27 protein-coding genes are annotated in these 25,936 nt (G+C 64.5%); 24 read left to right on the forward strand and 3 right to left on the reverse strand.

Annotated features, from left to right (window positions below; all coding sequences use genetic code 11):
• The first annotated feature begins 6 nt into the window (after positions 1-6).
• From AC5P9N_RS10005 to AC5P9N_RS10025, 5 genes are all read left to right on the forward strand, one after another.
• Complete coding sequence (locus AC5P9N_RS10005; protein ID WP_099484021.1) at positions 7-441, forward strand: hotdog fold thioesterase; 435 nt, start codon at positions 7-9, stop codon at positions 439-441.
• A gap of 120 nt (positions 442-561) precedes the next feature.
• Positions 562-1,353 (forward strand): lysophospholipid acyltransferase family protein, encoded by a 792-nt coding sequence (locus AC5P9N_RS10010; RefSeq protein ID WP_099484022.1) that lies wholly within the window; start codon positions 562-564, stop codon positions 1,351-1,353.
• A gap of 52 nt (positions 1,354-1,405) precedes the next feature.
• Complete coding sequence (locus tag AC5P9N_RS10015; RefSeq protein ID WP_024956257.1) at positions 1,406-2,395, forward strand: YheT family hydrolase; 990 nt, start codon at positions 1,406-1,408, stop codon at positions 2,393-2,395.
• A 56-nt stretch (positions 2,396-2,451) separates the two neighbouring features.
• Positions 2,452-4,521 carry a tetratricopeptide repeat protein gene (locus tag AC5P9N_RS10020; protein WP_049449730.1) on the forward strand — a complete coding sequence of 690 codons (2,070 nt, stop codon included), beginning with the start codon at positions 2,452-2,454 and terminating at the stop codon, positions 4,519-4,521.
• 10 nt (positions 4,522-4,531) lie between these two features.
• Complete coding sequence (locus AC5P9N_RS10025; RefSeq protein WP_005407546.1) at positions 4,532-5,143, forward strand: YbhB/YbcL family Raf kinase inhibitor-like protein; 612 nt, start codon at positions 4,532-4,534, stop codon at positions 5,141-5,143.
• 85 nt (positions 5,144-5,228) lie between these two features.
• Here AC5P9N_RS10025 and AC5P9N_RS10030 read toward each other — a convergent pair whose 3' ends face one another.
• The 3 genes from AC5P9N_RS10030 to AC5P9N_RS10040 all read right to left on the reverse strand — a co-directional run bounded on the left by AC5P9N_RS10030 (position 5,229) and on the right by AC5P9N_RS10040 (position 7,534).
• Complete coding sequence (locus AC5P9N_RS10030; protein WP_099484024.1) at positions 5,229-5,696, reverse strand: META domain-containing protein; 468 nt, start codon at positions 5,694-5,696, stop codon at positions 5,229-5,231.
• Positions 5,697-5,838: 142 nt separating this feature from the next.
• Positions 5,839-6,666, reverse strand: a complete 828-nt coding sequence (locus tag AC5P9N_RS10035) for an META and DUF4377 domain-containing protein (protein WP_005407548.1) — start codon at positions 6,664-6,666, stop codon at positions 5,839-5,841.
• A gap of 73 nt (positions 6,667-6,739) precedes the next feature.
• On the reverse strand, positions 6,740-7,534 hold the full coding sequence (locus tag AC5P9N_RS10040; protein WP_014645490.1) for an undecaprenyl-diphosphate phosphatase: 795 nt from the start codon (positions 7,532-7,534) through the stop codon (positions 6,740-6,742).
• 223 nt (positions 7,535-7,757) lie between these two features.
• Here AC5P9N_RS10040 and glnA point away from each other — a divergent pair, with 223 nt between their 5' ends.
• The 19 genes from glnA (at position 7,758) to ntrC (ending at position 25,851) form a co-directional block, all read left to right on the forward strand.
• Entirely contained in the window at positions 7,758-9,167 is a 1,410-nt protein-coding gene (glnA, locus tag AC5P9N_RS10045; RefSeq protein WP_005407550.1) for a type I glutamate--ammonia ligase, read from the forward strand.
• 323 nt (positions 9,168-9,490) lie between these two features.
• Positions 9,491-9,829: a P-II family nitrogen regulator gene (locus tag AC5P9N_RS10050; RefSeq protein ID WP_004134334.1), complete on the forward strand. Its 339-nt coding sequence runs from the start codon at positions 9,491-9,493 to the stop codon at positions 9,827-9,829.
• Between the two features lie 21 nt (positions 9,830-9,850).
• The gene (locus AC5P9N_RS10055; RefSeq protein ID WP_099485236.1) at positions 9,851-11,281 is read left to right on the forward strand and encodes an ammonium transporter; all 1,431 of its coding nucleotides are present in this window, start codon (positions 9,851-9,853) and stop codon (positions 11,279-11,281) included.
• A 206-nt stretch (positions 11,282-11,487) separates the two neighbouring features.
• Complete coding sequence (locus AC5P9N_RS10060; protein ID WP_143569547.1) at positions 11,488-11,952, forward strand: hypothetical protein; 465 nt, start codon at positions 11,488-11,490, stop codon at positions 11,950-11,952.
• 138 nt (positions 11,953-12,090) lie between these two features.
• Positions 12,091-12,258 carry a hypothetical protein gene (locus AC5P9N_RS10065; RefSeq protein WP_154329121.1) on the forward strand — a complete coding sequence of 56 codons (168 nt, stop codon included), beginning with the start codon at positions 12,091-12,093 and terminating at the stop codon, positions 12,256-12,258.
• A 51-nt stretch (positions 12,259-12,309) separates the two neighbouring features.
• Positions 12,310-12,816, forward strand: a complete 507-nt coding sequence (locus tag AC5P9N_RS10070) for a hypothetical protein (RefSeq protein WP_164212626.1) — start codon at positions 12,310-12,312, stop codon at positions 12,814-12,816.
• 532 nt (positions 12,817-13,348) lie between these two features.
• Positions 13,349-13,555 carry a hypothetical protein gene (locus AC5P9N_RS10075; protein WP_229298704.1) on the forward strand — a complete coding sequence of 69 codons (207 nt, stop codon included), beginning with the start codon at positions 13,349-13,351 and terminating at the stop codon, positions 13,553-13,555.
• Positions 13,556-13,803: 248 nt separating this feature from the next.
• Entirely contained in the window at positions 13,804-14,037 is a 234-nt protein-coding gene (locus AC5P9N_RS10080; RefSeq protein WP_049459037.1) for a hypothetical protein, read from the forward strand.
• 1,095 nt (positions 14,038-15,132) lie between these two features.
• Complete coding sequence (locus AC5P9N_RS10085) at positions 15,133-16,107, forward strand: VENN motif pre-toxin domain-containing protein (RefSeq protein WP_099485234.1); 975 nt, start codon at positions 15,133-15,135, stop codon at positions 16,105-16,107.
• Entirely contained in the window at positions 16,097-16,642 is a 546-nt protein-coding gene (locus AC5P9N_RS10090) for a hypothetical protein (protein ID WP_143569549.1), read from the forward strand. The genes AC5P9N_RS10085 and AC5P9N_RS10090 overlap by 11 nt, the downstream gene beginning before the upstream one ends.
• A gap of 306 nt (positions 16,643-16,948) precedes the next feature.
• Positions 16,949-17,293: a DUF596 domain-containing protein gene (locus tag AC5P9N_RS10095; RefSeq protein WP_158230130.1), complete on the forward strand. Its 345-nt coding sequence runs from the start codon at positions 16,949-16,951 to the stop codon at positions 17,291-17,293.
• 236 nt (positions 17,294-17,529) lie between these two features.
• Positions 17,530-17,988, forward strand: a complete 459-nt coding sequence (locus tag AC5P9N_RS10100) for a hypothetical protein (protein ID WP_143569550.1) — start codon at positions 17,530-17,532, stop codon at positions 17,986-17,988.
• 94 nt (positions 17,989-18,082) lie between these two features.
• Positions 18,083-18,475, forward strand: coding sequence for a hypothetical protein (locus tag AC5P9N_RS10105; RefSeq protein WP_099485231.1), 393 nt, complete (start codon positions 18,083-18,085; stop codon positions 18,473-18,475).
• Between the two features lie 146 nt (positions 18,476-18,621).
• Entirely contained in the window at positions 18,622-19,368 is a 747-nt protein-coding gene (locus tag AC5P9N_RS10110; RefSeq protein WP_099485239.1) for an N-acetylmuramoyl-L-alanine amidase, read from the forward strand.
• Positions 19,369-19,435: 67 nt separating this feature from the next.
• Positions 19,436-20,602 carry a murein transglycosylase A gene (gene mltA / locus AC5P9N_RS10115; protein ID WP_049459771.1) on the forward strand — a complete coding sequence of 389 codons (1,167 nt, stop codon included), beginning with the start codon at positions 19,436-19,438 and terminating at the stop codon, positions 20,600-20,602.
• 109 nt (positions 20,603-20,711) lie between these two features.
• On the forward strand, positions 20,712-21,026 hold the full coding sequence (locus tag AC5P9N_RS10120; protein WP_005407555.1) for a hypothetical protein: 315 nt from the start codon (positions 20,712-20,714) through the stop codon (positions 21,024-21,026).
• Between the two features lie 107 nt (positions 21,027-21,133).
• A complete protein-coding gene (locus tag AC5P9N_RS10125) occupies positions 21,134-23,179 on the forward strand; it encodes a TonB-dependent receptor (protein ID WP_150359389.1) in 2,046 nt (681 codons plus the stop codon).
• Positions 23,180-23,348: 169 nt separating this feature from the next.
• Positions 23,349-24,410 (forward strand): two-component system sensor histidine kinase NtrB, encoded by a 1,062-nt coding sequence (locus AC5P9N_RS10130; protein ID WP_049459769.1) that lies wholly within the window; start codon positions 23,349-23,351, stop codon positions 24,408-24,410.
• Complete coding sequence (gene ntrC, locus AC5P9N_RS10135) at positions 24,403-25,851, forward strand: nitrogen regulation protein NR(I) (RefSeq protein ID WP_012478733.1); 1,449 nt, start codon at positions 24,403-24,405, stop codon at positions 25,849-25,851. The genes AC5P9N_RS10130 and ntrC overlap by 8 nt, the downstream gene beginning before the upstream one ends.
• The last annotated feature ends 85 nt before the right edge of the window (positions 25,852-25,936 follow it).

The raw sequence follows: 25,936 nt of genomic DNA on the forward strand, positions 1-25,936 counted from the left end.
ACCCGCATGGCCCAGGTGTTCCGCGAAGACGTTTCCATCGAGCAGCTCAACGCGCTCAGCCGCAACACGGCGATTGAATCCCTGGGCATCGTCTTCAGTGCCGCCGGCGAGGACTGGCTGCAGGCCACCATGCCGGTGGATGAGCGCACCCGCCAGCCCTACGGCATCCTGCACGGCGGTGCCTCGGTGGTGCTGGCCGAGACCCTGGGCAGCAGCGCCGGCAACCTGTGCGTGGATACCGGCAAGCAGGTCTGCGTGGGCCTGGAAATCAATGCCAACCACGTGCGTGCCGTGCGCTCTGGCACGGTCACCGGCACCGCCCGCGCGCTGCACGTCGGCCGCAGCACCCAGCTGTGGGAGATCCGCATCGAGGACGAGCAGGGCCGCCTGGTATGCATCTCGCGGCTGACCCTGGCGGTGGTGGCTGCCGGTCACGGCTGAGACCCCCTGGGCCTCGTTGACGGCAGCGGAACCCAGCGTTCCCCGCCGATTGCCCCGGTCGATGGCGGTTATGGCCTAAATCGGCTGGCAGCGATGACGGCCCTCGGGTATCGTGCGCGGATGACTTCCCCCACTCCGGCCCCCCGTGGCGGCGTGGCGCGTGTGTGCCGTTACCTGTACCGCGTACCGCTGCTGTTGGTCCACATCATCGTGTTCCTGCCGCTCATCCTGATCGGCATGCTTCCGCCGTGGGGCGAACTGCGCGTGGGCGAGGCGACCTTCGGCGCCAAGGTGGTCAACTGGTGGCAGGGCGGGCTGATGTGGATCTTCGGCTTCCGCCTGGTGCAGGTCGGCGCGCCGCTGCCCGGTGCCGTGCTGTTCGTGGCCAACCATGTCAGCTGGGTCGATATCTGCATCCTGCACAGCCAGCGCATGATGGGCTTCGTCGCCAAGCGCGAGATCGCCAGCTGGCCGCTGGTGGGCTGGCTGGCCGCGCGCGGCCAGACCATCTTCCACCAGCGTGGCAACACCGAATCGCTCGGTAGCGTGATGCAGGTGATGGCCGACCGCCTGCGCGAGGGCAAGGCCGTGGGCGTGTTCCCGGAAGGGCGGACCCGCGGCGGTCACGAAGTGGGCCCGTTCCACGCCCGCATCTTCCAGGCCGCGGTCGAGACCGGCGTGCCGGTGCAGCCGGTGGCCCTGGTGTACGGGGCGAAGGGCGACGCGCAGACCATCGTCGCGTTCGGCCCGAACGAGAGCTTCTTTGCCAATTTCCTGCGCCTGCTCGGCGAGCCGGCGCGACGTGCCGAAGTGCACTTCCTGGCGCCGATCGGTGCACAGGACCTGGAAGGCCGTCGGCGCATCGCGGAAACCTCGCGCGCGCGCATCGTGGCGGCCATGAGCGCCGGGTGAGGCTGCGGTGGCCCTGATCCCGCCACCTGTCCTGGACGCCGGTACGCCGACGCTGCATGCGGCTGACTATCAGCCGCCGCGCTGGCTGCGCAATCCGCACCTGCAGTCGATGCTCAGCTCCAGCCGCATGCGCCTGCAGCGCGGCCTGCTGCTGCTGGCGGCCACCGGTGCGGTCAGCGAAGAGCTGATCCTCGATGGTGGTGATGGCGTGCGCCTGCAGGGCTGGCACAGCCATGTCGAAGGCCGCGAGCCCAAGGGCATCGCGCTGTTGCTGCATGGCTGGGAAGGCAGTGCCGAATCCAGCTACATGCGCATGGCCGCCGCGCGCATGATCGAGCAGGGCTTCGACGTGGTGCGGCTGAACTTCCGCGACCACGGCAACACCCATCACCTGAACCCCGGCATCTTCCACTCCAATCTCATCGATGAAGTGGTGCACGCCGCGGGTGATATCGCCCAGCGCTGGCCGCAGCTGCCGCTGGTGGCCGCCGGTTATTCGCTGGGTGGCAACTTCGTGCTGCGCCTGGCCCTGCGCGCGCCGGCGGCCGGCGTGCCGCTGCTGCGCGTCGCCTCGGTGTGCCCGGTGCTGGACCCGGCGCTGACGATGGAGAGCATCGAGAACGGCCCGGCGATGTACGACTGGTACTTCCGCCGCAAGTGGGCCGGCTCGCTGCGCCGCAAGCGCGATCTGTTCCCCGAGCTGAGCGACTGCGACGACCGCGTGCTGAAGCTGGACATCCGCGCGCTGACCGCCTGGCTGGTCGAGCGCCACACCAGCTTCGGTTCGCTGCAGGCCTATTTCGACGGCTACTCGATCGCCGGCGACCGCCTGTCGTCCCTGCAGGTACCGGCCGACATCCTGATGGCGCAGGATGACCCGGTGATTCCGTACGCGACCTTCAGCAACTGGCAGCTGCCGGGCCAGGCGCGCCTGGAAACCGCCTGCTGGGGCGGCCACTGCGGGTTCATCGAAAACTGGCGCGGCGACGGCTTCTCCGAGCGCTGGGTCGCCCAGCGCCTGCAGCGGGTCCTGCAGGCCTGAACCGGCGACAGCGCGCAGCCCGCTACAATGCGGCTTTGCACTTGAACCGGACTGCCATGCAAGACCAGATCATCCAAGCATTGCGCCAGAACCAGGCCGACCAGGCCGTGCAGCTGGCCCAGGCGTGGACCCGTGACGAACCCGGCCAGGCCAACGCCCACCGCTGGCTGGCGCTTGCGCTGCAGCAGCAGGGCAACGCCGAGGAGGCGATGGAGGCCCTGCAGCAGGCGCTGCGGCTGGCCCCGGACGACGCCCAGCTGCACCTGCAGCATGCCGGCCTGCTGCTGGCACTGCGCCAGTTCGAGGGTGCCGACGAAGCACTGGTGCGCACCACCGGCCTCGATCCGAACTCGTTCTCCGCCTATCTGATGCAGGCGCACCTGGCGATCGGCCGCAATGACTTCGACGAAGCGCAGCGCATCTCCACCCTGGCCGCGCGCGTGGAGCCGGACCATCCGGAACTGCTGACCATCGACGGCATGGTTGCACTGCGCCGCGGTGACGCCGACCGCGCACTGGCGCTGCTGTCGGCTGCCAGCAAGGCACTGCCGGACGATACCCGCGTGCTGTACGCGCTGGGCTTTGCCTACCTGGGCAAGGACATGCTGGCGTTTGCAGAGCAGTCGTTCCGCCGCGTGCTGGAACTCAATCCGTCGCTGTCCTCGCTGCATGGGCTGGTGGTGCAGCTGGCACTGCGCCAGGGCAACGTACCGGCCGCCGCCGAAGCGATGCAGGTGGCCCTGCAGCAGCCGGAGATGGACGTACCGTCGATGCGCCGCCTGGCGGGTGAACTGTCGCTGCGCAATGGCCAGCCGCTGCAGGCCCTGGACTACCTGCTGCCGCTGCTGGAGACGCAGCCGGAAGACCGCCAGGTGCTGCAGCTGCTGCTGATGTCATGGCAGCGCCTGGGGCGCGAGGATGAAGCACGTGCGCGCCTGGATGCGGTACTGGATACCGATGACCAGCTGCACGATGTGTGGCTGGCACGCCTGGCCATCGAGCAGGTGGGCAGTGAAAGCGCCGTGACCGCGGTCGAGCGCTGGATGGCGGCGATGCCCGCGCATCTGCCGGCCCTGGAGGCGCGCCTGCGCCTGCATGACATGGTCGGCGAACATGCTCAGGCCGAAGCGATCGCCGAACGCATCGTCAGCCTGGAACCGGGCCGCGTCAGCGGCGAGACCCGGCTGGTCGAAGGCCTGCTGCAGCGCGATCCCGCCGCCGCCGTGGCCCGCGTGCAGGCGCTGATCGAGCTGGCGCCGGAAGAGCATCGCGCCGACCTGCGGACGTGGATGGGCGAGATCCAGGACCGCGCCGGGCAGCCGCAGGACGCCCTGCGCACCTGGCTGTCGCTGCAGGCTGACCAGGCGCCGCAGCGCTTGCCACTGCCGCCACAGGCCAAGTCCCCGCCGAGCTGGCCGGACAAGGGCAGCATTGACGGCGATGCCAGCTCCGCGCCGATCTTCCTCTGGGGCCCGCCGGGTTCGGGCGTTGAGCGGGTAGCGACCGGCCTGGCTGCTGCCAGCCCGGTGCTGCGCAGCGACCGCTACACCAACACGCCGCCCGATGATGCGTTCCAGAACTACAACACGCTGCAGGACCTGGCCTCAGGCGTGCTGACGCCGGAGCGGCTGGTGCAGCGCTGGCGTGAACAGCTGCCGGCACGTGGCCTGCAGAGCGACACCGTGATCGACTGGCTGCTGTGGTGGGACAACGCCCTGCTGTGGGCGCTGCGCCCGCAGCTGCCGCAGGGCCGCCTGGTGCTGGTGCTGCGCGACCCGCGCGACATGCTGCTGGACTGGGTGGCCTACGGTGCCGCCGCGCCGCTGGCGATGACGTCGCTGGCCGAAGCCAGTGAATGGCTGACCCGCGCGCTGACCCAGATCGCCACGCTGCATGAGGACGACCTGTACCCGCACGTGCTGCTGCGCATCGACCAGATCGGCAACGATCCGCAGGCGATGGCCGAACTGCTGGGCCGCCTGTTCGAGCGGCCGATGCCGCCGGCGGCACAGCTGGGAGCCCCGCGCCTGCCGGCCGGCCACTGGCGCAACTACCGCGACGTGATGAGCGCCGCCTTCGCCCAGCTCACCCCGGTTGCGGTGCGTCTGGGTTACCCGGAAGAGTGAGGAGAGTCCGATGCAGTTGACCAGCCACAGCCTGACCAACGGCGCACCGATCGATCGTGAGTTCGCCGCGGGCGACGCCAACGGTTTCGCCCCGGACCGCAACCCGCACCTGGCCTGGAGCGGGGCGCCGGCCGGCACCCGTTCGTTCCTGCTGGTATGCGTGGACCCGGACGTACCGACCGTGCCGGAAACGGTTGGCCGCAGCGACATGAGCGTGCCGCGCGACCAGCCGCGCTGCGATTTCGTGCACTGGGTGATGGCCGATATCCCGGCCACGGTGCAGGAGATCGCCGCTGGCAGCTGCAGCGACGGCTTCGTGGTGAAGGGCAAGCCCGCACCCGCCGGCCCGGCCGGCAGCCGCCAGGGCCTGAACGACTTCACCGGCTGGTTCGCGGGCAACCCGGACATGGCCGGTGATTACCTGGGCTATGACGGCCCGTATCCGCCGTTCAACGACGAGCGCATGCACCGCTATTTCTTCCGGGTATTCGCGCTGGACGTGGCGTCGCTGGACCTGCCGCAGCGCTTCACCGCCGCCGACGCGTACCGCGCCATGCACGGCCACGTGCTGGCCGAAGCCGCACTGCACGGCACCTACACGTTGAACCCGGCGCTGGGCTGAGCAGCACACAGGGTAGAGCCGGCCGCGGGCCGGCTGCTGCAGGCAACGGCGGCAACACAGGGAAGATGCCGGCCAGCGGCCGGCGCTACCTTCCATCCGCTTGCAGCGCCGCCGGTTCGAACACTGCGGTGTCGCCCCTCGCGTTGCGCAGCACCAGCGCGCCGCGGTCGTCAAGCGCAAGCGTCGGTGCCGAGCCTTCGCCGTGCATCAGCTTTCCGGCGAGCTTCTGCTGCGTGGGCAGTCTCTGATCGATGCATAGCGCTGTGGTCTGCACGCTGTTGCGCAGGATCAGCAGGTTGCCCTGCAGCCGGTACTCGTTGCTGACGTGGTTGCACAGGTTCAACTCGCTCATGAAACCGGACTGGAAGCGCAGTGTGTAGGGCGCGCGACCGCGGACGAACAACGCGTCGATGCGCTTTCCTTGCGCGTTGGTGGCACGCACCAGTTGCCACAGGTGCGCTTCAAGCTGATCGGTGCTGGGCGTGCTGGCAGCGGCCACATTCGCGGACATGGCCAGCAGCGCAGCAATGATGAGGACGGGGACGTGCTTCATGCCGATCTCCCGATGCATCCGGGTAGTGCCGGCCGCTGGCCGGCAGCATCCGTGTGTTGGCAGTGCCGCGCAGGGCAGCCGGCCAGCGGCCGGCCCTACCGACCATGAAGAAGGGCGGCCTCTCGGCCGCCCTTCCATCGCTTTATTTCTTCTCGATGGCCGACTCGACCACCATGTCCAGCACGTACGCCTGCGACGGCGCATCGGCCGGCGGGTTCTTCACCTCGTAGCGCTTCACGCGCACCACGTTGCGCACGCCGTCTTCGTGGGTGTAACCCTCGATGTTGCCGTAGAAGTTCTCGAACTTGCCCGGCTCGCCCTGCTTCAGGCCCTTGTCGTCGAACTTCACTTCGCGCACCTGCAGGCACTGGTAGTCCGGGATCAGCGGGTGCGAGCACTTCTCGGTCTTCGCAGCCACTTCCAGGAACACGGTTTCGCCGGCGCCGCCGTAGCGGGTTTCAGCGGTCGGTTCCGGATTGAACACCAGCACGTCGCCCTTGGCGGTGGTCAGGGTCAGCTTGCCATCGGCATCCTGCTCGGCCTTCAGCTCGCCCTGCAGGCGGCTCGACACGGCCTCGTCCAGCGCCATCAGCGCCTTGTCGGTGCAGGCCATCATGGTCGAGGCCATCGCACTGACCGTCAGCTTGCCGTCGGCCAGGGTGTAGCCGCCACCCATGTGGTTGCAGGCGTTGCTGACCGACAGGCGGCCATCAGCGAAGTCCAGGGTGACCGGCTTGTCTTCGCGGGCGAACAGCGCGTCGATGCGCTTGCCGTCGGCGCCGGTGGCCTGCTGCAGCAGCCAGTGCTGGCTCTGCAGGCGCTGCGCATCCAGGTGCGCCAGCGTCTGCTGGTCTGCTGCCTTGGCCGCGGCCGGGGCCACGTCGTCGCCGCCGGTGCCGGCCGGGGCCGGGGTCTGGCTGCAGGCGGCCATCAGGGCCAGCGGGAGGAGCAGGGTGAGCTTGCGGTTCATGGTGATTCTCCTTGGGGAACCGTGGGGGAAACGGGGTGGGGCCGGCAACGGGGTTACCGTACCCCGGCGCTGTTCAGCTGCCGGAGGGCAACCACAGCAGCAGCGCCGCGCCCAGTGCGATGCGGTAGATCGCGAAGGCGGTGAACCTGTGCGACTTGATGTAGCCCATCAGCCACTTCACTACGACGAAGCCGGTGATGGCCGCGGCAAGGAAGGCCACGCCCACGTCGGCCCAGTCCTCGCTGCCCAGCTGCCCTGCCTTGGCCATTTCCAGGAAGGTGTAGGCGCTGGCGGCAAACATGGTGGGAATGCCGACCAGGAACACGAACTCGGCGGCGGCGGCGCGGCGGCTCAGGCCCAGCAGCATGGCCAGGAAGATCGCCGAGGCCGAGCGCGAGGTGCCGGGGAACACGCCGGCCACGACCTGTGCCAGGCCCACGCCGATCGCCACCGTCCAGGTCACCTGGTCGCGGTCGGGCAGGCGCGCGGTGTAGGCCTCCACCAGCAGCATCCAGACACCACCGATGATCAATGCCCAGGCCACCGGGCTGACCGTCTCCGGCAGCGACCAGCCGGCCTTGCGCACCACCAGGCCGACCACGGCGGTGACCAGAAAGGCGGCGCCCAGCTTGAACACGTACTCACGGTTCTCGCGCTGGTTGAAGCCGGTGGCCAGCTGCAGCAGGCGCTGGCGGAACACCAGCACCACGGCCACGATCGCGCCGGCCTGGATGACGATGTTGAAGAAGTCCGAGCGGGCACCCAGCCAGTGCTGGGCGATGAGCAGGTGGCCGGTGCTGGAGATCGGCAGGAATTCGGTCAAGCCTTCGAGGATGCCCAGCAGCAGGGCGGAGAGCAGGTCGGACATGGACGGTGCGTGCACGCGCGGCGGAAGGAAGAAGGTCGAGAGGATAGACGATCCCTGCCGCACCAAACGGGTGCGTCTGGTGGCGGGTGCACCCGTTTGGTGCGCACCGTTCTGCACCGCCACGGAGCGCCCTTATTGAAATCAATGACTTGCGGCCAGCGAAAAGTTGGCACGGTCGTTGCTCTACCTCAGCAGGCATTCATCCCCATCCGAGGTCGTACCGATGTCCGTGGAAAACGTTGAGAAGCTGATCAAGGACAACCAGATCGAATTCGTCGATCTGCGCTTTGTCGACATGCGTGGTGTCGAGCAGCACGTGACCTTCCCGGTCAGCATCGTCGAACCGTCGCTGTTCGAAGAAGGCAAGATGTTCGATGGCAGCTCGATCGCCGGCTGGAAGGGCATCAACGAGTCGGACATGGTGCTGCTGCCGGATACCGCCAGCGCCTACGTCGACCCGTTCTACGCCGATCCGACCATCGTGATCAGCTGCGACATCCTCGACCCGGCCACCATGCAGCCGTATGGCCGTTGCCCGCGCGGCATCGCCAAGCGCGCCGAGGCCTACCTGAAGTCCTCCGGCATCGCCGAAACCGCGTTCTTCGGCCCGGAGCCGGAATTCTTCATCTTCGACTCGGTCCGTTTCGCCAATGAAATGGGCAACACTTTCTTCAAGGTCGATTCCGAAGAAGCCGCCTGGAACAGCGGCGCCAAGTACGACGGCGCCAACAGCGGTTACCGTCCGGGCGTGAAGGGGGGCTATTTCCCGGTTCCGCCGACCGACACCCTGCACGACCTGCGCGCCGAGATGTGCAAGACCCTGGAACAGGTCGGCATCGAAGTGGAAGTGCAGCACCACGAAGTGGCCACCGCCGGCCAGTGCGAGATCGGCACCAAGTTCAGCACCCTGGTGCAGAAGGCCGACGAACTGCTGCGCATGAAGTACGTGATCAAGAACGTCGCGCACCGCAACGGCAAGACCGTCACCTTCATGCCCAAGCCGATCGTCGGCGACAACGGCAGCGGCATGCACGTGCACCAGTCGCTGTCCAAGGGCGGCACCAACCTGTTTTCCGGTGACGGCTACGGCGGCCTGAGCCAGCTGGCGCTGTGGTACATCGGCGGCATCTTCAAGCACGCCAAGGCCATCAATGCCTTCGCCAACTCGGGCACCAACAGCTACAAGCGCCTGGTGCCGGGCTTCGAAGCGCCGGTGATGCTGGCCTACTCGGCCCGCAACCGTTCGGCCTCGTGCCGCATTCCGTGGGTGTCCAACCCGAAGGCGCGCCGCATTGAAATGCGCTTCCCGGATCCGATCCAGTCGGGCTACCTGACCTTCACCGCGCTGATGATGGCCGGCCTGGACGGCATCAAGAACCAGATCGACCCGGGCGCACCGAGCGACAAGGACCTGTATGACCTGCCGCCGGAAGAAGAGAAGCTGATCCCGCAGGTCTGCTCCTCGCTGGACCAGGCGCTGGAAGCGCTGGACAAGGACCGCGAGTTCCTGAAGGCCGGTGGCGTGATGAGCGATGACTTCATCGACGGCTACATCGCGCTGAAGATGCAGGAAGTGACCAAGTTCCGCGCGGCCACCCACCCGCTGGAATACCAGCTGTACTACGCCAGCTGACCGGATGCGATGGCGGTGGGCTTCCCCCTCCCACCCGCCGCCATCGCTTCCGTTTTCGCGGCTGGGGAGCCGCGGTCAGATCGGGGTCGGATCCCGTTCGTTTACGAATGGGCTCTGACCCCTGATCCAGGGGCAAGAGAGAGACCGGATACGCGACCAGGGCCGCCCTCCCTCCCGCGTCGGTCGTGCAAGGAGAGAGGCACGGCCGTCCCGGCCCTGTACGTGTCCGGTGCAACAGCCACGGTCATCATCCTGATGACCCGTAGTTGCCTGATGCCAACGCGCGCTGGCGTGCTGGCCCCATCCACCATCGGGACATGCGCATGAAACTGATCTCCGCCATCATCCGGCCGTTCAAGCTCGACGAGGTCCGCGAGGCCTTGTCCGACGCAGGCGTGTCGGGCATTACCGTGACCGAAGTGAAAGGCTTCGGCCGCCAGAAGGGCCACACCGAGCTGTATCGCGGCGCCGAGTACGTCGTCGATTTCCTGCCCAAGATCAAGATCGAAACCGTAGTCACCGACGAGCGTGCCGATGCGGTGATCGAAGCGATCCAATCGTCGGCAGGCACCGGCAAGATCGGTGACGGCAAGATCTTCGTCACCGCCGTCGAACAGGTCATCCGCATCCGCACCGGCGAAATCGGTGCCGACGCGCTGTAACCCCCTTCCGGAGACTCCCCCATGAAGATGCGCCTTCTCACCGGGTGGCAAGCCCGGTTCCAAATCGTGTGCCTGTTGATGCTGCTGAGTGCGCTGGCTGCGGGTGCCTGGCCGGGCAATGCCCACGCCCAGGCGCAGGTGTCGCCACTGCCGAGCGAAAGCGTGGCCGTTGAACCGCTGCAGGACCCTGCAGCGGCAGCCGCGGCGCCGGCCGTGGCCGAAGCGGCCGCCGCCTATGATCATGGCGACGTGGCCTGGATGCTCACCTCCACCCTGCTGGTGCTGCTGATGGTCGTGCCGGGCCTGGCCCTGTTCTACGGCGGCCTGGTGCGTTCGAAGAACGTGCTGTCGGTACTCAGCCAGATTCTGGTGGTGTTCTCGCTGGTGCTGCTGCTGTGGGTGGCCTATGGCTACAGCGCGGTGTTCAGCGCCGGCAATCCGTTCTTCGGCTCGTTCACCGAATTCGCCTTCCTCAAGGGCTTCACCCCGGAGTCGGTGGGCAACACGCCGATCAAGGGCCTGCCGGATTACCTGTTCGTCGCCTTCCAGTCGACCTTCGCCGGCATCACCACCGCACTGATCGTCGGCGCGTTCGCCGAGCGCATCAAGTTCCGCGCGGTGCTGCTGTTCTCGGCGCTGTGGTTCACCCTCAGCTACATCCCGATGGCCCACATCGTCTGGGGTGGCGGCTACCTGGGGGAGCTGGGTGCCATCGACTTCGCCGGCGGTACCGTGGTGCACATCAACGCGGGCGTTGCAGGCCTGGTTGCCGCGTGGTTCGTCGGCAAGCGCCTGGGCTATGGCCAGACCGCGCTGAAGCCGCACAACGTGCCGTTCACCTACATCGGCGCGATGCTGCTGTGGGTGGGCTGGTTCGGCTTCAACGCCGGTTCGGCCGCCGCCGCCGATACCGTGGCCTCGCTGGCCTTCCTCAACACCGTGCTGGCCACCGCCGCAGCGGTGCTCGGCTGGACGCTGGTGGAAGCAATCAGCAAGGGCAAGCCGTCGGCACTGGGCGCGGCCTCGGGCGCGGTGGCCGGCCTGGTCGGCATCACTCCGGCCTGCGGCACCGTGGGTCCGCTCGGCGCGATCGTGATTGGTTTCGTGGCCGGCGTGGTCTGCGTCTGGGGCGTCACGGGCCTCAAGCGCCTGCTGAAAGTGGACGACACCGCCGACGTTTTCGGTGTGCATGGTGTCGGCGGCATCGTCGGCGCGATCCTTACTGGTGTGTTCAGTGCACAGTCGCTGGGTGGTACCAAGGCGGATCTGGATATCGCGCACCAGGTCTGGGTGCAGGTGGTCAGCGTCGGTCTCACCGTGGTGTGGTCGGCGGTGGTGACCACGCTGATCCTGCTGGTAGTGCGCAGCGTGGTCGGCCTGCGCGTGACCGAGGAAGCAGAGCGCACCGGCCTGGATGTGACTTCGCACGGCGAATCCGCCTACGAGGCCTGAAGTAGCGGCAGAGCTATTGCATTGATGTTGTGGGTGCCGACCGTTGGTCGGCACTTCTACTGTTCTGGTGGGTGCCAAGCTTGCTTGGCACTGTCGGCGACTCAGCCACGCATGGCGTGGCTCTACCGTCCCTGCTTCAATGGTTGTCTGCGGGTGTGCGTGTACGCGCCACCAACGACTTCGATGGACTACAGAACGGAGTAGGCGTGATTCAGGCGACTTCCGCCGCAGTGATGGAAGACATCGAATGGTATGTGTACCTGCTGACCCTGGACGAATACAGTCCGCATGCGCTGGTGGGTAGTGTGGCCGGCGCAGCAGATCGAGAACACTGGAGCTTCGCGGTGGAGCTCACCTATCGCTGCCTTTCCTCCGGTCTGTGGCGGCTCTCCTACGGCCTGCCTGCGGAGCTGGGGCTTTCCAGCATCGATGCCTTCTGCCACAAGCTCTCGGTTGTCCGTCCGGATCAGCTTTCCGACGAGGGGCAGGTGCTGTGGCTGGATACCTACATGGAAGCGACGGAGCTGTGCCTGGATCTGGTCTCGCGTTACCTGCGTTCGCAGTCGAGCGGTGAGACGACATTTCATCCAGGATTCCAGGATGAGATCGAACGGATGTTCTCCGATGCCGGCGTGGCCTGGGGCCGTGGGCCGGTATTCCCCATCGGCTGAAGTGTCTTTTGCGGAACGGCTTCTCGTAGAAGGTGCCCTTTTCCTTCAAGCTATGCTCTGGATCAGGACGACCTGTCCCGTTGTCGGGGCGGGTGTCGCCCCAGATTCCGGACGGCGACCAGCGCGCAAGGAGCAGGCGTGAACTATTTCAGACTCCGTCCATGCAGCGGCATTGGCAGCAAATGGGTGCTGGGTGATGTGGATCATGTGGACAACTTCGGTGCTGCGCTGATCGTCAGTGAGGAAGTGAAGTCACGCCTTGAGCGGGCAGGCGTGATTGACGTGATCTTTGATCAGGTTGGGTAGACTGGAAGTGGGACAGGGGTTTCCGTTGCGGCACCAGGGAGTGGGTTTCGAATGACTATCCGTGTAGTTCTTTTCCCCTACTGGACCGGCGATTGCCACGTTCCTTCCGGAGAAGAGAAGATCGGTGACGCGCCGGTCGTCCGCCATGGGCAGGGACGGGGTGTCGGTGAAATCGCAGCGTGGCTGGATGGAGACTTCGGCCATCTCGGCCCCGATAGCGAACTGCGAACCCGGAGCGCCTTTGCCGCGCCTACAAATGGTGGCGATGGCAGCACGTGCGTCCATTGTGGAGAGGGACATGCTGTCCTTCGGATAGCCGATTTCTTCCTGGTGTACTCGCGATGGAACCCCCAGGACGTTGTCTTGTTGACGCGGCCTCAGATACTGGCTGTGCTTGAGGGCTATGCCGCGTTTCGAAGCATGAATCCGAGAAAGAAGCATCGTCCGCCGATGCCGTTTGCCATCGAGTACGAGGCCGAGGGTGAAGAGGCGATCCGATGGTTCACACAGGCCGGGGGCTGCTTCGACCCGGAGATGGATGCTGGCCCGGAGTACTGAATGACAGCTATGCGGCCTCAGCACCCTGATACGCCCGCGCATGTGCGCTACGCGAAGGAACGGCATGGCGGGCATGAGGCATGGATCGCGGAAATCTGCCCGGGCAGCGTATGCATAGGTCATTGATCGGTACGGATTCAGTCAACTCGAACGGAGACGGGAATGAGTAGCGCCGGTAGGTGGACCTTGCTTCTATCAGGCGTCAGCGCACTGGCCTGGCTTTTCCTGCTCGCCCTTTGGGGTGTGGTCACTTTCAATCGGAACACCGACAACTCCCTCGGAATCTACGGGTTGTCCACTCCGGGTGTAGAAGCGCTCTTCTGGGTCTGCTTCTTCGGGCAGCCCATGCTGACCGTGGTGATGTTCATCCGGATGGCATTGCGGCACCGTTCCGCGATCTACGAGATCCCACTCGCGATCGCGGTCTGGGGCCTTTTCTGTACAACCTGTCGTTCTTCAGAAGCTGAGCGGCATGCCGGCTGGCCGAGCTTCGGCCTGACCAGGTCGCGCAGTCCATGGTTACAATCTGCCCATGATCAGCTCCCGCCTTCTGGTTACCGCACTGCTGGCGCTGACGGCCTGCACCGCCACCGCGCAGCACAACCCGCTCGCCACCTCGGTGCCATCGCCCAACCACAACGCGCGCACGCCGATCATCAAGGTTGCGGCCGAAGCTCACTACTTCATCCGACAAAGTGGTATGGACGATGTGATTTCTGTAAGGATCAGGAATCAGTGAGTACCGAGCGCATTGCAATCCATCTTCAGGCATGGCCTGACAGATCCATCTCGATTGCCGAGAGGCATCTCCATGTCATGGATAGGATGTCGGTAATCGAGTGCCCACTGGGATTCCGTGGTCTCGAGCTGCCCCCTGTACCCGACGTGGAGAAGAACTGCTGGCAAGCTATGAGATCAAGACTGGACTGAAAGGTCTGTCGATCATCGGTACAGGGGCCCAGGTGGGGGTACGCGGATGTGGCTGCGTTGGACGAGATCATTCTGTATGGGTTCAGAAGCAGCAACAAGGCACTGGACTATCCGGGCGTTCTGAGGAACGGCGTCGCTTCTGTTGCCGAGGCGTTCGGTGCGTACAGAGTGAAGGTCACGTACGGTATGTATTCGATGGACTATCAGGACGGTGTGGGCCGAGAGGGGCCAACCCTTGAGGATCTGAAAGCTGCTGGAGTCAAGATGTCGATGGGAGGAAGAACATCCTGACGATGTACCCTGCCCAGTTCTGGGATGCCGGTTTTGCAGCGACGCGCTTGGGTTCGGACCGGAGGAGGTTTTCTCCAGGCTTGAAGGCAAGGTTGATAAGGTGGAACTGACAGCGAGTGGTGTCCACATTCTCCTGAGTTACAGGGTTGATCTTTCCTATGGGGAGTATCTGGAGTTCAATCGCCGCACAAAAGCGCTTCTGGGTTTGCAATAGTCCGGAGCGTGACGGGATGACCCGACTGGTTACGTAACGCGCCTCGTCGATCCGAGCACCAGCAGTCTGATCAACATCATGGTGCCTGGAGCACATGCATTGGATCCGGGCTTTGTGATCCGACAGGTGCTTCCGGATGGATTCGGTGGATTCTCAGTCTCAACCAGAGGCTGGGGTACGGGTTCGCGTCCAATGTGCAACTTGAATTCGTGCCGATAGACAAGTGTGGAGTCCCAATACGCGCGATATTGGTAGCGAAGTTGGCAAGTTGCAGTGGCCTTGGAGTACTTTTCCCTCAAGGCAGAAATGGATGAGCTACCGGGGCCCTGATGGAAAGATGGTGGAGGTTTGCCAGTGAGTGAGCGTGAGTTGGGGGCAAAGATTGTGTCTGTGATTGCCAGTTCCGTGCTTGGAGCGGCTCTATTCATAGGCATTCCGCTGAGTTCTCGGATAGGCAGCTTTTCGCAGGCTGCAATTTTCACGTCGCTGGTTTGCGCCATAGCCGCCGTGTTGGGCCTCATCTTCGGTGTGCCCGGGGTTATGCTTGTGGATAAATTTCTTCCGCGGTTCAAAGCTCGTCATGTTGTAGCTGCACCAATCTGTGCCTTGTTGGCGTGGCTCGCGTTCGAGGGTGCCTTCTCTCCTGGCGCTTGGATAAAGGTCTGGACCAGTCCTTCCTTTTGGTTTGGGTGGGCTCCCAGGCGCGCTGGCATCATGCTTTTCATCGGGTTGGCCGTGGGTGCCTTCTACATGTTGATCTGGCCGCGGATTGGACGAATGTTGAAGGTCAACACGGCCTTGTGACTGAGGGCGATGGAATCGGGCGCCTGTGCGCAGCAAGGTGCGGCGGCAAATAGCCAGGCATACAGCGGCGCGGGGAAGTGGGGCGCCTCGATGAGTACAACCGTGCACTGAACGCAGTGACGACGGAGCTGGTGGGTGGTGTGGCGGGACAGGGCGCTGGTCAGGTCGCGTCCAATGCACTGGCGGCCTATGTCGCTTACTTCATCGGCAGCAAGCTGGACCCGAACCAAGGCAGCGATCCCAATGCGACTCTGCAATTGCTGTCGCATGCGATGTTGGGTGCGCTGCTGGCGGAAGCCAATGGTGGCAATGCGGGAACCGGGGCGGAGTCCGCGGCCGGTGGCGAGTTGGCCGCGAAGGTGCTGACCAATACGTTGACCGGCGGAGACCCCTCCAAGCTGAGCCCGGAACAGAAGGAGCTGGTGCTGGCGCTGTCGCAGGTGGTGGGTGCGCTGGCGGGTGGGCTGTTGGGTTGGTGCCTTGGCTGGCGGAATACCAGCGGGCATGCGTCTTGCAGGCAGGAATCGTTTGGAAATGGCGGTGTTGGATCCTGTCTCTGCAATGCCCAGCATGCTTCTACGCTCGGGGGGCAAGTCCGGAAACAATTCCCGCAACCAATCAAATTGGATCCCTTGCATGGGATGTGGTGGAGCTGCGGTCGCATTGGCCCGAAATCAACACGCTCTCGAAGTGGGGTGACAAAGGACCCGGCAGCAGTGGGGCGAGGCGTTCCTCAGCCCAAGCTTGTGACATTGTGGGAAAATCTACTTCTGACCGATGTCAAGTTCTCAAAGGGTCAGGCCAGATATAGTGCGGATCAGACGCAAACAGACGTTTCCGTTGGTGATGCGATCGGAGCTCTTTATAGTAATGAATATTCCAGGGCCGTTTCCAAGGATGGGGCAGTGGCCGTTTTGCAGAAAGGTGACGATATCTACAGGACCTATCCGAGTTCTTCTTCCGATGGTGTCCCATCTGCATCGCTCACCATTTCTGACCGGAAACAGCCTGTTCTGAAGATTGGTTTCGTCGGGAATGAAAATGGAAAATGATTATCTTCTTGAAATAAAAGAAAAGGTGGCGGCATTCGTTCCTCGTCTGGTTGATCTTGAAATGGATCTTCCGCAAATGGTTTTTAGGGGGTCTGGCTGGCGCTTCAGGTTCTTTGAGAGGCCAGTTCTGTTGGACGATGACGTTATGTCAAATTTAATTGAAAGTTCATCAAGAACTTTTGGTTCAGGTATTTTTGTAAAATTCTCTCGATCGTCTGATTTGAATTCAGTTTTGGTGATTGATAATTCTTGCGTCGGGCGGGCATTTGATTCGGCCGCTGATGCTTATGAAGATAATTTGATGGACCTAGGATATCCCGTCATCTTTGGGGATCTGGAGGGGCGTTGGATCGGCTTTGAAAGTGTTTGCGAGGAGCTGGGTGTCCTTGCAGTTAGAGATTCGATCCAAGCGCATGAGTTTATATCGAATCTTGGTGAGGGATTGATTTCGGTTCGTGATTTGCAGGCGTGGGCCGTGGATGGAGGCGACCTTGAGAAGGCCGCAAGAGCTTTCTTGGCAGCCTACAATGATTGAATTTTAATGGTTGATGGCCGTGTTATCTTCGGCGCCTTCGCACGGGTTAAGTCGCCCTTGACCGATCCGCTCAACAGCGTCGACGCCGCGCAAGTCTGACGGTCGCCTGCAGAAGATGCAGTGGCTTGCCGCCGAACGAGAAGTGGAATCTGGCAGATGTGTCTACGTTGCAACTCGGCCTGACGGTTCAAAGTTTACTCTGCGAAGCTTCTCTTCATCAGCCCAGCAGACAGGCGCAATGTGGACTACTGAAATCAGGTATCCTCTGATTAGCAACAATGGAATCGTGGAGATCAGGTTCAAATGATGACTGACGCGATCAGGAATGTTCTTCATTACTCCTATGGATACTCCATGGGAGTCCTATGGAGAAATATGAATATGGAAGTTGAGGGGGGCGATATCAGTTTTGGGCAGCAGACGGAAGAGTTCTTCTCGATGCTTAGGATGTTGATGGAGGAAGGGAAGCTGAAGCTTGCCTCGGATGGTGTCTTCGCCGATGGCGATATCGATGCGCAATTGGGTGTTCTGCGTCACGCTTGGCCTGCTGCAAGAGATCAGGAAGATCTCGATGAGGATGGATTATGGTTTCTTACGGATGCTCCATTTGGATTGGTTTGGATCACGCCTGAGGGAGACGTCTGGACCTGATTTGAGCGTGGACTTCATCGGATACAGCCCTTGAATCAACTCGCTTGGCGTGAACAAAATCGGGGTAGTGCTTTGAAGCCAAAGTCCACTTTTGCTAGTGACTTTTCAGGATTCCGGATCGCGATGGCGCGGTGATCTGAGTGCCAGGTGGTGTATGTATCTACTGTCGAAGGATGATTGCTACCCACATGCGCTGTTGGGCGCCCTCGCAAAGGAGGGGGCACAAATAGCAGTTGATGCCGAAGCCGGGGAATGAAGCAATCTACAACGAGGCAATCATCAAGCCGGGCTGCAGATCTATGGATGAAAGAATTAGAAAGCTCTGCGCTGAGATGTCTGCAATGGACGCTACGGCCGCATCAGAGTGGCTGATGAGTTACGCGCCATTGAAGTCGGACAATTATCGGGATGCATTTGTTCTGATGAAGTGCCGCTCTTGGCCAAGGGTAGAGCAGAAGAAGCTGGCAAACTACTATCTGCACGGCGTTCCTTTTGCGAGTTCATATCCCTATGCGGTGTTTCTTTCGTTTATGTCGGTGAGGTCGTTCTTGAGTTGTCTTGATGCTTTCATTCCAGAGGCCGGTGCCTATCGTGATCTTCTTGCCTACCATCTTGGTCCAGTTCTGGATCGGGCTGGAAAGAATGATTCTGATCGGGTGCTGATCGCGGAATTTATGGGTAGGATCAGCGGATGAAAGGATCACTACATCCGCGTGCCCGATACGCGGATGAGAGCGCTCTGCCGCAGCACATGACCTTTGATGATGACGCCGCTGTAAAGGTTCGACGATGAGCATTTCGTTGTTTCTCGAAGTCGAGGTCGGTTCCAGCTTCGAGGCCGTGCTACAAGCCTTGGATTCCATCCAGGTCGCGTATTCCGATGATCTGGACAAGCTGCAGGGGTATCTCCCGGCGTCCAACACGGGATTCGGTTTCCGCATCGTTGAACCGCCGGAGGCTGTTGTCGCGGAAGGACTGGAGGCCGAGTGGCGTGTGGGGTTGCTGGGTTCGTTCCATTTCCGCGCAAGCGGATTTGAATGCGCTTGGGAGGAAATTTGCCGTTTCATCAAGCGCTATGCTGCGTCATGTGAATCGCGGTTCGTGCTTTCCTTCCAGTTCGAGAGCATCTATGCCGCAAGATTTGGACAGGATCTGATCTTTCCGGGTCCTGCTGCCCCTTAGTGCCGCTTCGCTCTTTTCATCTGATCCGCTACACCTTCATGATCAGGCACGGCCATCAGCACGCGGACTGCGAAGCCACGGGCGATGTCGTTCGGCGCGCTGCGTCGAACCACGGCTGCGGTCCGGTCCATGGTTACAATCTGCCCATGATCAGCCCCCGCCTTCTGGCTTCCACACTGCTGGCACTGGTCCTGGCGGCCTGCACCGCCAGCGCGCCCGTGCAGCACAACCCGCTCGCCACCTGGGTGCCATCACCCAACCAGAACGCGCGCACGCCTGTCATCATCGTCATCCACCACACCGAGCAGAAGTCGGTGCAGCAGAGCCTGAATACGCTGCGCACGGCCAACAGCGGTGGACCGGTCAGTGCACATTACCTGGTCGGTGCCGACGGCCATCGTTACCAGCTGGTCGCCGATGAGCGCCGTGCCTGGCACGCCGGCGCCGGGCGCTGGGGCACCATCACCGATCTCAATTCGGCCTCGATCGGCATCGAGCTCGACAACGATGGCCGCAGCCCGTTCAGTGCGGCGCAGATCGAATCGCTGATCGTGCTGCTGCGCGACCTCACCTCGCGCCTGAACATCCCGCCGCGCCAAGTGATCGGCCACGCCGACCTGGCGCCGACGCGCAAGCAGGATCCGAGCCGCTTCTTCCCGTGGCAGCAGCTGGCCGAGGCCGGCTTTGGCGTGTGGCCGCGCGCGGCCGACGGTGCTGCGCCAGAGGGTTTCGACGCGTGGAATGCGCTGGCCCGCTTTGGCTATCCGCTGGACAACCGCGAGGCCACCGTCGCCGCCTTCCACCGCCGTTTCCGTGGCCGCGACGACCTGCCGAAGACGCTGGATGCCGAAGACGCGCGCATCCTGTACTCGCTGCTGCTGCAGACGCCGTGACCCCGCGCATGAACGCTTGACCCCGCGCCGGGTTGCCGCCCAGCGGCCGGCCCGCCACCATGGCGGCATGATCGATTCCGCCACCTTCTTCAAGCGCAGGCACTGCATCCTGCTGGCAGCGGCCGTGCTCGCCGGTTGCGCCACCACCGCCCCCCGCACCGGATCTGAAGTGCCGACGCCGGTCACGCCGCCCGCGGCCACCTATGCCAAGGCTGCATGGAGCGCGCTGCCATCCGTCTCCGACAACGATCTGCAGGCCGGTTTCGTCGCCTGGCGCAGCAGCTGCACCCGCCTGAAGAACGATGCGGTCTGGGCAAAACCCTGCACCACCGCCGCCGCGGTATCAGACAAGGACCCGGCCGCGATCCGCCAGTTCCTGCAGCGCGACCTTGATGTCTATGCGCTGCGTGCCGGTGGCCACCAGGCCGACGGACTGATTACCGGCTACTACGAGCCGATCTATGCCGGCAGCCTCACCCGCACCGACAAGGCGACGGTGCCGGTCTACGGCACTCCCGATGATCTGGTGGTGGTGCAGCTGGACAGCCTCTACCCGGAACTGAAGGGCAAGCGCCTGCGCGGGCGCGTCGAAGGCAAGGTGCTCAAGCCCTATGACGACGCCGGCACCATCGCGTCCAAGGGCGCCAACGCCCCGGTGCTGGCCTGGCTGACCGACCCGATGGACCTGCAGCTGCTGCAGATCCAGGGGTCCGGCCGCGTGCGCCTGGCCGATGGCAAGCAGGTGCGTCTGGCCTATGCGGAACAGAATGGCCACCCCTACCGCGCCATCGGGCGCTGGCTGGTGGACCAGGGCCAGCTGAAGAAGGAAGACGTCACCATGGACGCGATCCGCGCCTGGGCACGGGCCAATCCCGCGCGCGTGCCGGAACTGCTGCGCAGCAACCCCAGCTACGTGTTCTTCGTGCGCAACCCGGACAGCCCGGAAGGCCCGCGTGGTTCGCTGAACGTGCCGCTTACCGCCGGCTACAGCGTGGCGGTGGACCGCAGCGTGGTGCCGCTGGGCAGCCTGCTGTGGCTCTCCACCACGCGTCCGGACGGCACCCCGGTGGTGCGCCCGGTGGCCGCGCAGGACACCGGCGGCGCCATCGCCGGTGAGGTGCGCGCCGACCTGTACTGGGGCAGCGGGGATGCCGCCGGCAAGCTGGCCGGCGACATGAAGCAGAAGGGCAATATCTGGATGCTGTGGCCGAAGGGCGTGCCCCTGCCGAACTGAACCAGCAGGGGGTCGGATCCCTTTCCAAAGGGAAGGGCTCTGACCCCGGATGCCTGATAATGGCGCCATTCCGAACTTTCCGGCCGCGCCTGCGGCCAGGACCCCTGCAATGACCTACGCAAAGCACAACGCAAAACCCGGCGCGAAATCCGCCGCAAAGAAGTACTACAAGCACTGGGCCGAATCGGGCCTGGGCAAGGGCAACGTGCTGATGGAAGCCCGTGGCGAGAAGATCGTGCGCCAGGTGGAAATCTACGGCACCAAGATGGTCTGGGCCGACGAGCATGCCCACAGCGACGACCGCTTCCTGCTGGCCGACCAGCCAGTGTCGTTCCTGGATTTCGACGAGGACGACGAAATCTCCGCGCGTGAATTCGAAGCCGCCTGGAAGAAGGCACGGGAAGCCACCGGCTACCCGGTGTAATCCCAGCCCCCGGCACCCGCCCTTGTAGCGCCGAGCCTTGCTCGACGCTGCAAAAGTGGGCAGTTGAAATGTTATATGATTACATTTCACCGCAGCCGCCCCTTCCCATGAAGACTCCCACCCTTGTGGCCGCCCTCGCGGCCGCTCCGTTCGCCCCTGAAGCTTTCGCACAGTCCGCCGATGCCGCGCTCACCCTCGGCAAGGTGCAGGTGCACCAGCATGGCGAAGGCCAGCTCAGCGCGCACCAGGTGCTGACTTCGGTGGACGTGCTCGGCGCGGACCAGATCGAAGACCGCAACGTCTCGCACAGCTGGGAGCTGCTGGGGCAGATGCCCGGCATCCAGCTCACCGAAACGCGGCAGGGTGCCGAATCGGGCAAGGTCAGCTTCCGCGCCTTCAACGGCGAGGGCTACCTCAACGCCATCAAGACCCTCATCGACGGCATCCCCAGCAACGTCAACAGCGGCAACCAGCGCTTCATCGACATGCTGTTCCCGCTGGACATCAGCTACATCGAAGTGGTGCGCGGTACCAACGACCCGCGCTATGGGCTGCACAACATCGGTGGCAACGTGAACTTCGGTACGCGCCAAGGCGGCAGCTACACCGATGCGCGCCTGGCCTACGGCAGCTACAACACCCGTGATGCACAGCTGGCGGTTGGCCGCGAAGCCAATGGCTTCGCGCAGAACTATTTCGTCGGCACCCAGGCCAGCGATGGTTATCGCGACCACGACACCTCCAGGAAGTATTCACTGGGCGGCAAGTGGTTCTTCGGCACGCTGGACGAAGGGCTGCGCGTGGGCCTGACCGCGCGCGCCTATCACCATGAGGCCGACGAACCCGGCTTCATGACCGCCGAGGAACTGCGCACGCACCGCCGTGGCAGCGAGCTGCGCAACGGCAATGATGGCGATGACCGCGACATGCGGCAGATCGCCGCGCACGTCGACCTGAAGCTGTCCGACGCACTCACCTTCGGCACGCGGCTCTACTACAACCGCTACGAAGACGACCGCCGCGTGACCTTCAGCGACCTGCCCACCGGCAACCTGCCGCGCCAGCGCCGCATGTGGGACGAGCGTCAGGCCGGACTGCTCAGCACCCTGACCTGGCAGGCCAGCTCCGCGCTTACTGTCGAGGGCGGCCTGAACTACGAGCAGCAGGACAACGGCTATATCCGCGAGCGCTACGCCTACGCCGAACCGACCGATTACAGCCAGCCGCCGGCGCGCGTGCAGAACGACGACCGCCACAGCTTCGACAACTGGGGCGCCTACGTGCAGGCCATCTACCGGCCCGCCGAGGCGTGGAAGATCGTGCCGGCCTATCGTATCGATCGCTTCAGTGGCAGCACGCACCTGATGAACGGCGTCCGCGGACGCCTGCAGAACTACGGCACCATCGGTCAGCCCAAGCTGAGCGTCATCCACAGCCTGGGCCAGACCACCCACGTCTATGCCAACTGGGGCCGCACCTTCCAGGTGCTGACCGGCTCCACCGCACCGGCCTATCTCACTCCGGGGCAGGCGCCGCTGCAGCCGTCCACCAATACCGGCATGGAGCTGGGCCTGAAGTTCCAGCCGTTCCAGGGCGCCCAGGCGCGCCTGGCGGTGTGGCAGCAGGACGCGGAAAACGAGGTATCCAACATGCCGGCCACCGGCACCACGGTCACCCTGGGCAAGACCCGCCGACGCGGCGTGGATGCGCAGTTGAGCCTGCAACTGGGCGACGACTGGACGGTATGGGCCTCGCACGCCTACCAGGAAGCGAAGATCACCCGCGACGACCGCGATGCCGGCATTTCCCTGCAGGGCCGCGAAGTGGCTGCCACCCCGCGCCATATCAGCAATCTGGGTGTGGATTACCGCGCCAGCGACGCGCTGCGCCTCGGCCTGCAGGCGCGTGCACAGGGCGATTACTATCTGGAAGAACGCAACGTGGCCGGCAAGTTCGGTGGCTTCGCCGTGCTCGACCTCAGTGCTGCCTATCAGCTCACCCCGCGTTTCAGCGTGGACCTGCAGCTGAAGAACGTCACCGGCCGCCAGTACGCCTACGTCTGGTACGACAGCTTCTTCTGGAACAGCGCCCGCCCGATGTTCTCGCCGGCCCCGGGCCGCAGCGTGTTCGTCGGCCTGAACATGAAGCTGTAACCGGCCACGCATCTGGTAGTGGTCGAGCTTGCTCGACCTGCGGCAGGGGTCAGGGCCCTTTCCTGACGGAAGGGATCCGACCCCGGACCCCGCAGCGCAAGGGGTCAGATCCCTTTCCGCGCGGAAAGGGCTCTGACCCCACACCAGCGTTTTGCACTACATTGGTGCAATGTCCGACCCCTCTCCCCCGCCGTCCCTCGATGCCCTGGGCACGCCGCTGGCCTGGGCCGGGGCCGATGGCTGCATTGCCGGCTGCAATCCGGCCTTCGCCCGCTGGCTGGGCGTCAGCGTCCGGCGCCTGCTGGGTCGGCCATTGGCCGCCCTGGAAGTGCAGGGCGAGGCGTTGGCCCATTTCCTGGCCCGCGACGAGCGCGACAGCCTGCGCCTGAACCGGCTGGCGCTGGCGGTGCCCGGCGAGGCGCCGCGCTTCGCCGAGGGCTGGATGAGCCGCCGCGACGATGGCGGCTGGCTGCTGGAGGCGCATCCGGTCGATGAGTTCCCAGGACTCGATCCCACCCAGGCGCTGCCCAGCGCGCTCAGTGCGGCGCTGAAGGGCCTGGCCCACGAGCTGCGCAACCCGCTGGCCGGACTGAAGGGCGCGGCCCAGCTGCTTGCCCGGCGTGCGGCGCAGCGCGACGCCAGCGAACGTGAGCTGATCGAACTGATCGGCTCGGAGATCGAGCGCCTCAACGGCCTGCTCGACCAGCTGCTGTCGCCGGCCCCGGCCGCGCCGCATGCCGAACTGAACATCCATGCCGCGCTGGAACGCGTGCTGCGCCTGGCCGAGAGCGAAGCCGGCTGGGCGGTGCGCCTGCAGCGTGACTACGACCCCAGCATCCCCGAATTCCATGGTGACGCCGACCGCCTCACCCAGGCGGTCTGGAACCTGGTGCGCAACGCGATCCAGGCCGGCGCCGGCAACATCACCCTGCGTACCCGCGTGGAGCATGGCGTGCGCATTGCCGAGCAGCTGCACACGCTGGCGTTGCGCCTGGAAATCGCCGACGACGGCCGTGGCGTTCCCGAGGAACTGGCTGAACACCTGTTCCTGCCCTTGGTCAGTGGCCGTGCCGAAGGCACTGGCCTGGGCCTGGCGCTGGCCCAGCAGGTGGCGCGCGAGCATCGCGGCACGCTGACCTACCGCTCGCGCCCGGGCCATACCGTGTTCACTCTGCTGCTGCCGATCGTCAGCGGCGCTGCCCCGGCCGAGGAGGCCCCGCGCGATGTCTGAGTCCTCTTCGTCCCCGCAGCGCATCTGGGTGGTCGATGACGATCGGGCCGTGCGCTTCGTGCTGTGCACCGCGCTGCGCGAGGCGGGCTACCAGGTCGTCGATTTCGACAGCGCCGCACCCGCCCTGCAGGCGTTGAGCGAAGGCCCGCCACCGGCGCTGCTGTTCACCGATGTGCGCATGCCCGGCGACGATGGCCTGGTGCTGCTGGACAAGCTCAAGGCCGCGCTGCCGCAGCTGCCGGTGGTGGTGATGTCGGCCTATACCGATGTAGCCAGCACGGCCGGCGCGTTCCGCGGTGGCGCGCATGAATTCCTGTCCAAGCCGTTCGATCTGGACGATGCGGTGGCACTGGCGCAACGGGTGCTGCCGGCCGTCGCACCGGCATTGGCGGCGGCCACACCTGCGGCCGAAGCGCATAGCGACCAACCGCCGCAACTGGTGGGCGATACCCCGCCGATGCGCGCGCTGTTCCGCGCCATCGGTCGCCTGGCGCAGGCACCGCTGGCGGTGCTGATCACCGGCGAGACCGGCACCGGCAAGGAGCTGGTGGCCAATGCGCTGCATCGCGAATCACCGCGCGCGCAGGGGCCCTTCGTCGCGCTCAATACCGCTGCAATCCCGTCCGAGCTGCTGGAAAGCGAGTTGTTCGGCCACGAAGCCGGCGCCTTCACCGGCGCGCAGCGCCGCCATATCGGCCGCTTCGAGCAGGCCGATGGCGGCACACTGTTCCTGGATGAGATCGGCGACATGCCGCTGCCGTTGCAGACCCGGCTGCTGCGCGTGCTGGCGCAGGGCGAGTTCTTCCGCGTCGGTGGCCGTGAACTGATCCGCGTCGACGTGCGCGTGGTCGCCGCCACCCACCAGGACCTGGAAGGGCTGGTTGCACAAGGAAAGTTCCGCGCCGACCTGCTGCACCGCCTCGACGTGGTGCGCCTGCAGCTGCCACCGCTGCGCGAGCGCCGCGAGGACATCGCACAGCTGGCCAGTACGTTCCTGGCCGCCGCCGCGCGCAAGCTGGATACGCCGCCGAAGCGCCTGACCGCGGCCGCACTGCAGGCGCTGCGCGAACACGACTGGCCGGGCAACGTGCGCGAACTGGAAAACGTGTGCTGGCGGATGGCGGCGTTGGCGGCCGCCGACACCATCGGCGTGGCCGACGTCGATACCGCGCTCAACCGTACGCGCGGTCGTCGCAGCAGCACCACCAGCGCCGATCCAGGGCAGTGGGAAGCGCTGCTGGCCGAATGGGCACGCCGTCAGCTGGCCGAAGGCGTGGAAGGGCTGCACGCGCAGGTGCGCGAGCGGGTCGACCATGCCCTGCTGGAGGCCGCACTGCAGATCACCCACGGCCGCCGTGCCGAAGCCGCGGCCCGCCTGGGCCTTGGCCGCAATACCCTTACCCGCAAGCTGGGCGCCGGACGCCGCCGCGGGGGCCATTGAACGGCCCCTGCACGCGATCCTCGCGCCCGCTTGCCGAACTGTTGATCGTTCATGGACGATGCAACGCTTAGTGTCATCTGCGAGG

The organism is Stenotrophomonas sp. YJH_SMC_6, assembly GCF_059371335.1.